The organism is Sporichthyaceae bacterium (assembly GCA_036493475.1).
In the GTDB taxonomy this organism is placed as follows: Bacteria; Actinomycetota; Actinomycetes; order Sporichthyales; family Sporichthyaceae; genus DASQPJ01.
This window is the reverse complement of sequence record DASXPS010000087.1, coordinates 1-8,934: the sequence shown is the minus strand read 5'-3', so window position 1 is coordinate 8,934 and position 8,934 is coordinate 1. Positions and strand designations below refer to the sequence as shown.

The window sequence follows — 8,934 nt, the reverse complement described above, 5'->3', positions numbered from 1 at the left end:
GGGGTGGCCAAGGCCCTGCTCGGCAAGGACGTGCTGCCCGATGCCCTGCCCTGGGTGACCGGCTCCATCGGACTGCTCGGCACCCGTCCCTCCTACGAGATGATGATGGGCTGCGACACGCTGCTGGTGATCGGGTCCAGCTTCCCGTACTCGCAGTTCCTGCCCCCGTTCGGCGAGGCCCGTGGGGTCCAGATCGACCTCGACCCCACGATGGTGGGCATGCGCTACCCGTTCGAGGTCAACCTCGTCGGGGACGCCGCTACCACGCTGCGCGCGCTGCTGCCGTTGCTGAAGCCGAACCCGGACCCACAGTGGCGGGCCGACATCGAGGGCAACGTGAGCCGGTGGTGGGAGGTCATGGAACGCCGCGCCAAGGTCTCCGCGGACCCGCTCAACCCGGAACTGGTCTTCCACGAACTCTCCCCGCGATTGCCCGCCGACGCGTTGATGACGGCGGACTCCGGCTCGGCCACCAACTGGTATGCCCGCCACGTGCAGATCCGCGGCACCATGCGCGGCACGCTGTCCGGGACGCTGGCCACCATGGGCTGCGGCGTGCCGTATGCGGTGGGCGCCAAGTACGCGCACCCCGACCGGCCCGTTTTCGCGTTCGTCGGCGATGGTGCCATGCAGATGAACGGCATCAACGAGTTGATCACCATCGCCAAGTACTGGCCGGACTGGGCCGACCCACGGCTGGTCATCGCGGTGCTGCACAACAACGATCTGAACCAGGTCACCTGGGAGCTGCGCGCGATGGGGGGGTCGCCGGAGTTCCTGCCCTCGCAGTCATTGCCGGACTTCCCCTACGCCGGCTATGCGCGCAGTCTCGGTCTGCACGGGATCAGCGTGTCCAAGCCGGAGGAGGTCGCCGACAGTTGGGACGAGGCGTTGGCCGCCGACCGCCCGACACTGGTCGAGTTTCATACCGATCCGGCGGTGCCGCCGATCCCGCCGCACGCCACCTGGGACCAGATCGAGCACTCCATCGAGGCGGTGGTGCGCGGGGACGCGGACCGGGCGGATGTCATCCGACAGGGCATCAAGGCCAAGGTGCAGGACTTCCTGCCCGGCAAGGGCTGACCGCTCAATCGTCGCGACGGGAGATCTCCTCGAGCACCTGCTCGGGCTCGACCTCCTCGATCAGTTCCTCGGTGTCCTCGCGGATGTCTGCGGGGACACCGACCTTTTCGGCCACGGCATCCAGCACCCGCATAATCTGGGTGATCTCGTGCTCGGCCAACAAGGTCACCTGGACGTCCAGTTCTGCCCGCTCGTTGGCCAGCGCGCGCATGCGGTTCTGACTGATCAGCACGAACGCGGTCAGAAAAATGCTCTCCACCGCGGCCACTGTGCACAATCCGACGTAATGCCGGTCGAAGTCCAGCCCGCGATTGGCCAGCACCCAGGCCACCACCAGGACCAGTTGCACGACGACGAACCGCATGCTGCCGATGCCGGCGGAGATGCCGTCGGCGAGCCGGTAGTGCGCCGCGCGCGCCTCCTCGTCCTCGCGGCGCCGATCGAACAGCGTCTTGATGTTGCGCTGTACGACCGGCGCGAGTTGCTCTGCCTGATCCGTCATCAGGTCTCCGGGTGGAAGGTGTCGGTCAGCCGACGGTGACTGCCGTCACACAGCGGATAGCGCCCGGACCGGCGGCACGCGCAGATGGCCACCCGGAAACGATCCACCAGCTGCGCGGAGGAGGCCCCGTCGAGGCACAGCTCGACGGGGCCCTCGATGTAGGTGGGGCCTGCCGGGTCGACCCACACCCGCACTGGTCGCTCGCGCTGCTCAGCCATGCTTCTCGCCCCGCACGACGACGATGCGCTCGGTGCGCTGCCCCGGCGACACCAGGCCCTGCTGTTCGAGCCACTCGGCGCGCGAGCGCAGTACCGGCCCGAACGGGATTTCCTGCTCGAGGATCACCGCGGCGCGCAGCCCGTTATCGGTCAGCGCGGCGACGGTGCGGTCCGGATCGCACAACGCGGAATGGACCAGCAGCACCGCACCGTTCGGTCGCAGATGCCGTGGCGCGGCCTCGCACAGCCGGTCGAGCAGCGATCGGCCGTCGTGGCCCGCGTCCCACGCCCGGGCTCGGCTGTGCGCACCGGGCCGTTCGGTACCGCTCGGCACGTACGGCGGGTTTGCCACGATCAGATCGAACAGACCGTCGGCGTGACTCAACAGGTCCCCACGACGCACCCGGATCGGCAGGCGATGCATGGCCGCGTTCAATCGGGCGGCGAGCACCGCGCGCAGGCTGATGTCGATCGCCTCCACAGTCGACGCGCCCACGCTCTTCAGGGCAAGGGCCACCCGTCCGGTGCCCGTGCCGACGTCCAACGCGCGAGCACCGGGCGCCGGCGGGTGCTCGGTGATCGCGTCGATCAACAATTCGGTATCAGCGTCCGGGGAGTACACACCGGGCAAACGAAGCAGCATCACCAGCCCCGTCTACCCCGGGCCCGCACGACGATGCTCCGGCGCTTTTGCGGCATTGCCACACCTGCTTCCTGCATTGGATGCCGCGGGCGCGGGTACCTCGAATGTGGTGAGCGTCGTGCGCGAAGCCCCGCTCCGGGTCGACCGGAGCCCACAACTGCCCGCAGCCCGTGGGCGGGCCTCGGCCGAGTTGTTCGCGCTGTTGCGTGATGAACCCGCGGCGGCGCCTGGCGCGCCGCCCGATGCCCTCGGCGAGGACGCGCAGCTCGCGCTCTACGTCTGCTACGAGCTGCACTACCGAGGCTTCGCCGGGGTGGCCCCGGAGAAGGAGTGGGAACCCGCCGTTCTGACCCTGCGTCGCGAACTCGAGGCGGGCTTCGAGACCGCGCTGCGCGCCCTGGTCGACCCGCACTCCGACACCCTGGCGTTGCGCGATGAACTGGAGGCGTTGACCGCGCCACCCGGCAACACCGGGCCGTCGGCCCATCTGCTGCACCACCCGAACCGCGCCTGGCTGCGCGAGCTGGTGGCGCACCGGTCGATGTATCACCTCAAGGAGGCCGACCCGCAGGCGTTCGTGCTGCCCCGACTCAGTGGCGCGGCCAAGGCGCTGGTGGCCGGCGTCGAGTTCGACGAGTACGGCGGCGGGAATCCCAACCGCAGCCACAGCCTGTTGTTCGCCGAGCTGATGGCGGACCTGGAGCTGGATCCTCGCTATGGCGCCTACCTGGACGTGATGCCCGCGCCCATGCTCGCCCTGGTCAACCTCATGTCCTGGTGTGGCCTGCATCGACGTCTGCGCGGGGCACTGATCGGGCAACTGGCCCTGGTGGAGCTGAGTTCACCGCTCAGCTCACAACGCATGCTGCGGGTACTGCAGGCTCACGACTGCGGTCCGGCCACGCAACGGTTCTACGCCGAGCACGTGGTGGCGGATGCGGTGCACGAGCGGGTGATGCGCGAGGCCATCGCCGCGCTGATCACCGACGAACCCGACCTGACCGCCGACATCGTGTTCGGCATTCGCGCCGCGTTGCTGCTCGAGGAACGGCTCGACGAGCACCTGCTGGAGCACTGGCAATCCGGCCGCAGTTCGCTGCGGCAAGCAATCTGACCTGTCGTCAACCACTATCGAGGAGCATCAAGTCATGAGGGTGGCTGTCGTCGGCGCCTCGGGCAACATCGGCACAGCACTGCTGCGCGCTCTGCGTGATACCCCCATGGAGGTGACCGCACTGTGCCGTCGCCCCCCGGCCCCGGACCCGCCCTATGACCGGGCCGAATGGGTCCGTGTCGACCTGTCCCAACCCGGTGCCCGCGCCGATCTGTCCCGCGCCTTCACCGGCGTCGATGCCGTGGTGCACCTGGCGTGGGCCATCCAGCCGGTACGCAACGAAGAGGCCATGCGCGCGGTCAACGTGGACGGCACCCGCGCGGTGCTGGCAGCGGCCGCGTCGGCCGGGGTCGGGCATGTGGTGCACGCCTCGTCACTGGGCGCCTACGCGCCCGGCCGCGGACCGGTTACCGAGGACTGGCCCACCACCGGCATCCACAGCTCGGCGTACAGCCGGCACAAGGTGGCCGCCGAGCGGATCGTGGACCGCTTCGAGGAAGCCGATCCGGGGACGGTGGTCACCCGGATCCGCCCGACGTTGGTCGCGCAGGCCACCGCTGCGACCGAGATCGCGGCGCTGTTTATCGGCCCGCTGGCCCCGGCACCCGTCATCGGCCTCGGACGCAAACTGGCCGGGATGGTCGGCCGGTTGCCGGTGCCGCGCGGTTTGGCGCTGCAGTTCGTGCACGCCGACGATGTGGCGGCCGCGATCGTGGCCATCCTGGATCGGCGCATTGCCGGCGCGTTCAACCTGGCCGCCGAGCCGTTGGACACCACGGGCCTCGCGGCGTTGGTGGGGGCGAAACCGCTGGAGCTGCCGCCGGCGTTGGTGCGGACCGTGGTGCGTGGGCTTTTCACCGCACACGCGGTGCCGGTGTCCCCCGGCTGGTTCGACCTGGCCATGCGGGCGCCGCTCATCGACAGCGACCGCGCTCTGCGCGAGCTGGATTGGCAACCCCGTCGCAGTTCCACGCTGACCGCGAGCGAATTGATCACGGCGCTGGCCGGCCGCGAATCCGGATCCAGCCCGGCGTTGGCGCCGGGCGGGCCGTACGCCGATCGCCGGCACCACAACGGAAAGGTGCTGAACCGCACATGAAGGCATTGACCTGGCAGGGCCGTCATTCCGTCGAGGTGATCGACGTACCCGATCCCCGCATCGAGGCGCCCACCGACGCCATCGTGCAAATCACCTCGACCGCCATCTGCGGCTCCGACCTGCACCTCTACGAGGCGCTCGGGCCGTACCTGAAAGCCGGTGACGTGCTCGGGCACGAGCCCATGGGCATCGTGACTGAGGTGGGCTCCGGGGTGACCCACATCAAACCGGGCGATCGGGTGGTGATTCCGTTCAACATCTCCTGCGGCCACTGCTGGATGTGCGACCGGCAGTTGTACGCGCAGTGCGAGACCACGCAGAACTCGCAGACCGGTAAGGGCGCCTCGCTATTCGGCTACACCTCGCTGTACGGGTCGGTGCCCGGCGGGCAGGCCGAGTACCTGAGGGTGCCTCAGGCCCAGTTCGGCCCGATCAAGGTGCCGCACGAACTCCCGGACGACCGGTTCCTGTTCCTGTCCGACGTGTTGCCCACCGCCTGGCAGGCGCTGGAGTGGGCCGATGTGCCGAAGGACGGCACGGTGGCCGTGCTCGGACTGGGACCGATCGGTGGCATGTGCGCGCGGATGGCACTGCACAAGGGCTACCGCGTGATCGGGGTGGACCTGGTACCCGACCGGCTCGCGGCCGCCCGGGTCGCCGGCGTAGAAGCGTTGGACGTCAACGGCGTAAACAACGTCGCCGAGGCGTTGATCGAAATGACCAACGGCCGGGGCCCGGACTCCGTGGTGGACGCGGTGGGCATGGAGGCGGCCAAGTCGCCGCTCGGCAAGGCCGCGCACGCAATGGTCGCCCACCTGCCCGACGCAATGGCGCGGGCCGCGATGGAGCGCTTCGGTGTGGACCGGATGGGCGCGCTGCTCACCGCCGTGCACGCGGTGCGTCGCGGTGGCACGGTGTCCCTGTCCGGCGTGTACGGCGGCCAGGCCGACCCGATGCCGATGATGGACATGTTCGACCGCGGCATCACCATCCGCATGGGGCAGTGCCACGTGCGCCGCTGGATCGACGACATTCTGCCGTTGCTGATGGACAGCACGGACCCGTTGGGGGTGGACAGCTTCGCCACCCACCACCTGCCGTTGAGCGAGGCCGCGCACGGATATGAGATGTTCCAGAAGAAGCTCGACAACTGTCGCAAGGTAGTGCTCCAGCCGTGATCCACCTTGGCACCTCAGGGTGGCAGTACCGCGACTGGCGCGGGGTGCTGTACCCGCAGGGTTGCCCGCAGCGCTGTTGGCTGCCCGAGTACACCCAGCATTTCGACACGGTGGAGAACAACAACACGTTCTACCGGCTGCCCGAGCAGGCCACCTTCTCCAAATGGCGGCAAGCCACCCCGCCCGGCTTTCTGATGGCGGTCAAGGCCAGTCGCTACCTGACGCACATCAAGCGGCTGAAGGATCCGGCCGAACCGGTGGAACGTCTGCTGCAGCGCGCATCGGGCCTGGGCGATCGCCTGGGCCCGGTGCTGCTGCAGCTGCCCCCCAACCTGCGCGCCGACGTCGACCTGCTCACCGGGACCTTGCGGGAGTTCCCGGATCGGATCAGGGTGGCCGTGGAGTTCCGTCATCCGTCCTGGTGGACCGACGAGACCCGAAAAATCCTGGAGAAGTACGGCGCGGCCACTGTGTGGGCGGATCGCCAATCCCGCCGGCTCACCCCGCTGTGGCGCACCGCCGGCTGGGGTTACCTGCGGCTGCACGAGGGCCGCGCCCGGCCCCGACCGCGGTACGGCCGCCGGGCCCTGCAGTCCTGGCTCCATCGAATCCAGCAGACGTTCGCCGACGGCGAGGACGTCTACGTGTACTTCAACAACGACCCCGGCGGTGCCGCCGTGCGGGACGCGGAGGTCTTCCGCGCGCTGCAGCGGGGTTGACCGTGGGCGAGAACGGCAACTACGAGCGCACCGAGTCGAAGACCTCCCGGTTCGATCGGCAGTGGGCCGAACTGCTGCAGGAAATGCGGGTCATGCAGACCGGCGTGCAGGTGCTCACCGGCTTCTTGCTCACCATCCCCTTCCAACAACGTTTCGGTGAGCTGAGCCAGACCCAGCGCCGGCTGTACATCGCCGCGGTCGGATTGGCCGCGCTGTCCACGCTGTTCCTCATCGCGCCGGTTGCCATGCACCGCATGCTGTTCCGCCGGCGGGAACGGGACCGATTGTTGATGCGCGGCCACCACTGCGTGTTGGCCGGACTGACGCTGTTGGCCACCGCGGTGTCGGCGGCCATGACGCTGATCGTGAGTGTGGTGTTCAACCGGACCGCGGGCTGGGTGGTCGGCGGGGTTTCGTTGCTGCTCTTCGCACTGGTCTGGGGGGCCTGGCCGATGGCCGTGCGGCACGAGGTGCCGGGCTTCGAGGACTGATGGCTCGGGCTCCGCTGGGTAGTGCCCTGCCAGGCCACTGGCAGCGGGAGGACGAGTGAGCGCAGTTTTGGACCAGGAGCAGGCTCCGATCCTGGAGGCACTGGAGGCGTTCCGCCGCCGCGGTGACGTCGTGTACGGGCCGCCGGGCCATAAGCAGGGGCGCGGGGTGGACGAACAGACCCTCCAGGTCCTCGGTTGGGACCTTTTCCGGGACGACGTCCTCGCCCTCAACGGCTTGGATGATCGGCGGGAATCGCACGGTGTGCTGAAGCAGGCCGAGGCATTGATGGCCGCTGCCGTGCACGCCGAGCAGGCGTTCTTCTCCACCTGCGGTAGCTCGTTGTCGGTCAAGACCGCGATGATCTCGGTGGCCGGCCCGGGGGAGACCCTGCTGATCGCGCGCAACGCGCACAAGTCCATCGTCGGCGGCCTGGTCGTCGGCGGGCTGCGTCCGGTGTGGATACCCCCGCGGTTCGACGAGCGCTGGGCGCTGACTCATCCACCGGGACCGGCGGAGGTGCAGGTTGCGCTGGAGGCCAACCCCGACGCCAAGGGGGTGCTGATGATCACCCCGACCGATTGGGGCACCTGCGCGGACCTGAAGGGCGTCGCCGAGGCCTGCCACCGCCACGGTGTGCCTCTACTGGTCGACGAGGCGTGGGGCGCCCACTTCCCGTTCAGCGACGGGCTGCCGGTCTGGGGCATGGATGCCGGCGCTGACCTGGTGGTGACCAGCGTGCACAAAATGGGCGCGGCCGTGGAGCAGAGCTCGGTGTTCCATGTGCAGGGCGACCTGGTGAACCCCGAGGCGTTGAAGCAGCGCGAGGATCTGCTCGGCACCACCAGTTCCTCGAATCTGGTGTACGCGTCGTTGGACGGTTGGCGTCGTTCCATGGTCCGCGATGGTCATCGCATCTGGCAGGGCGTGCTGGAGCGCACGAAGCGCATCCGGCAGCAGATCGCGCAGCTGCCGGGGCTGGATCTGATGGGCCGTGAGGTGCTCGACGGCGACTGCGGATCGCACGACCTGGACCTAACCCGGCTGACCATCGACGTGCGACCGCTCGGTATCACCGGCTACGTCGCGGCCGAGTGGCTGCGGAACAACTGCCGGGTCAATGTGGGTACCGCCGACTACTGCCATCTCGGAGCGCAGATCAGCGCCGGGGACGACGACGACACCGAACGCAAGCTGCTCGACGGCTTACGTCGGCTCCTCGACGCGGCGCCCGGCCTACCGCGCGCGCCGCAGGTGCCGTTGCCCGGGCCGGGCGCTTTCGAAGCGGAGCCGGCGATGTTGCCGCGCGAGGCGTTTTTTGCCGCCGCCGAGCATGTGCCTGCTTCCGCGGCGCCGGGGCGGATCGCCGCGGAAATGCTCACGCCCTACCCTCCGGGTGTACCCATGGTGGTGCCGGGTGAGGTGATCGATGCGGAGAGCGTCGCCTACCTGACGGCGGGCGTGCGGGCCGGCATGTACGTTCCCGACGCAGCGGACCCGCAGCTGCACACCTTCCACGTCGTGGCGCGTCGGTAGTACCCCTGCTGTGTCGGTCAGGCCACGCCCGCGGCCTGACCACGTGAGCGTCAGGCCGCGGAGTCAACCTTGACGAGCATTCGGGCCACCGCCTGCTCGAACGGCCCGATGGTGGCCAACTCACCGGGCACCACCCTCTGCCCCAACTTGCCCACGGCGGCGGCCACCGTGATGCCCTGCTCGTAGCCGCGGATCACCCGCGGGTCGATGTAGGACCGGCGCGCCACCGCCGGGGTGTTGCCCAAGTAGTCCGCGACCTCGCGGACGGTGCGGGCCACGGCGCGCTTGCGGGCGCCCGCGCTGTCCGGCACGTGGGTGGACACCGCCAGCCCCACCGCCGCCAGCACGGTGGC

General features: G+C 69.1%; 11 protein-coding genes. 7 read left to right on the top strand and 4 right to left on the bottom strand.

Translation table 11 applies throughout. The features are described 5' to 3' along the window. On the top strand, window positions 1-1,083 hold a 1,083-nt coding region (locus tag VGJ14_09595; protein HEY2832667.1), incomplete at its 5' end, for a thiamine pyrophosphate-dependent enzyme. Between the two features lie 4 nt (window positions 1,084-1,087). Here VGJ14_09595 and VGJ14_09590 read toward each other — a convergent pair. The 3 genes from VGJ14_09590 to VGJ14_09580 are packed head-to-tail and all read right to left on the bottom strand — an operon-like array spanning window position 1,088 to window position 2,446. Then, window positions 1,088-1,585, bottom strand: a complete 498-nt coding sequence (locus tag VGJ14_09590) for a DUF1003 domain-containing protein (protein HEY2832666.1) — start codon at window positions 1,583-1,585, stop codon at window positions 1,088-1,090. Continuing rightward, entirely contained in the window at window positions 1,585-1,803 is a 219-nt protein-coding gene (locus VGJ14_09585; GenBank protein HEY2832665.1) for a CDGSH iron-sulfur domain-containing protein, read from the bottom strand. Before VGJ14_09585 ends, VGJ14_09590 begins: the two co-directional genes overlap by 1 nt. After that, complete coding sequence (locus VGJ14_09580; protein HEY2832664.1) at window positions 1,796-2,446, bottom strand: HemK2/MTQ2 family protein methyltransferase; 651 nt, start codon at window positions 2,444-2,446, stop codon at window positions 1,796-1,798. Before VGJ14_09580 ends, VGJ14_09585 begins: the two co-directional genes overlap by 8 nt. A 109-nt stretch (window positions 2,447-2,555) precedes the next feature. On the opposite strand from VGJ14_09580, the gene VGJ14_09575 reads away from it, so the two are divergent. From VGJ14_09575 to VGJ14_09550, 6 genes are read left to right on the top strand one after another with little or no spacing between them, the layout of a single operon-like run. After that, a complete protein-coding gene (locus tag VGJ14_09575; protein ID HEY2832663.1) occupies window positions 2,556-3,560 on the top strand; it encodes an iron-containing redox enzyme family protein in 1,005 nt (334 codons plus the stop codon). 34 nt (window positions 3,561-3,594) lie between these two features. Next, a complete protein-coding gene (locus tag VGJ14_09570) occupies window positions 3,595-4,659 on the top strand; it encodes an NAD-dependent epimerase/dehydratase family protein (GenBank protein HEY2832662.1) in 1,065 nt (354 codons plus the stop codon). Then, window positions 4,656-5,837: a zinc-dependent alcohol dehydrogenase gene (locus tag VGJ14_09565; protein HEY2832661.1), complete on the top strand. Its 1,182-nt coding sequence runs from the start codon at window positions 4,656-4,658 to the stop codon at window positions 5,835-5,837. Before VGJ14_09570 ends, VGJ14_09565 begins: the two co-directional genes overlap by 4 nt. Next, window positions 5,834-6,556: a DUF72 domain-containing protein gene (locus VGJ14_09560; protein ID HEY2832660.1), complete on the top strand. Its 723-nt coding sequence runs from the start codon at window positions 5,834-5,836 to the stop codon at window positions 6,554-6,556. Before VGJ14_09565 ends, VGJ14_09560 begins: the two co-directional genes overlap by 4 nt. A 2-nt stretch (window positions 6,557-6,558) precedes the next feature. After that, on the top strand, window positions 6,559-7,047 hold the full coding sequence (locus VGJ14_09555; protein ID HEY2832659.1) for a DUF6328 family protein: 489 nt from the start codon (window positions 6,559-6,561) through the stop codon (window positions 7,045-7,047). Between the two features lie 55 nt (window positions 7,048-7,102). Next, window positions 7,103-8,581 carry an ornithine decarboxylase gene (locus tag VGJ14_09550; GenBank protein ID HEY2832658.1) on the top strand — a complete coding sequence of 493 codons (1,479 nt, stop codon included), beginning with the start codon at window positions 7,103-7,105 and terminating at the stop codon, window positions 8,579-8,581. A 50-nt stretch (window positions 8,582-8,631) separates the two neighbouring features. Here VGJ14_09550 and VGJ14_09545 read toward each other — a convergent pair. Beyond that, window positions 8,632-8,934, bottom strand: a 303-nt coding sequence (locus VGJ14_09545; protein HEY2832657.1) for a DNA topoisomerase IB, incomplete at its 5' end; no start/stop codon positions are given.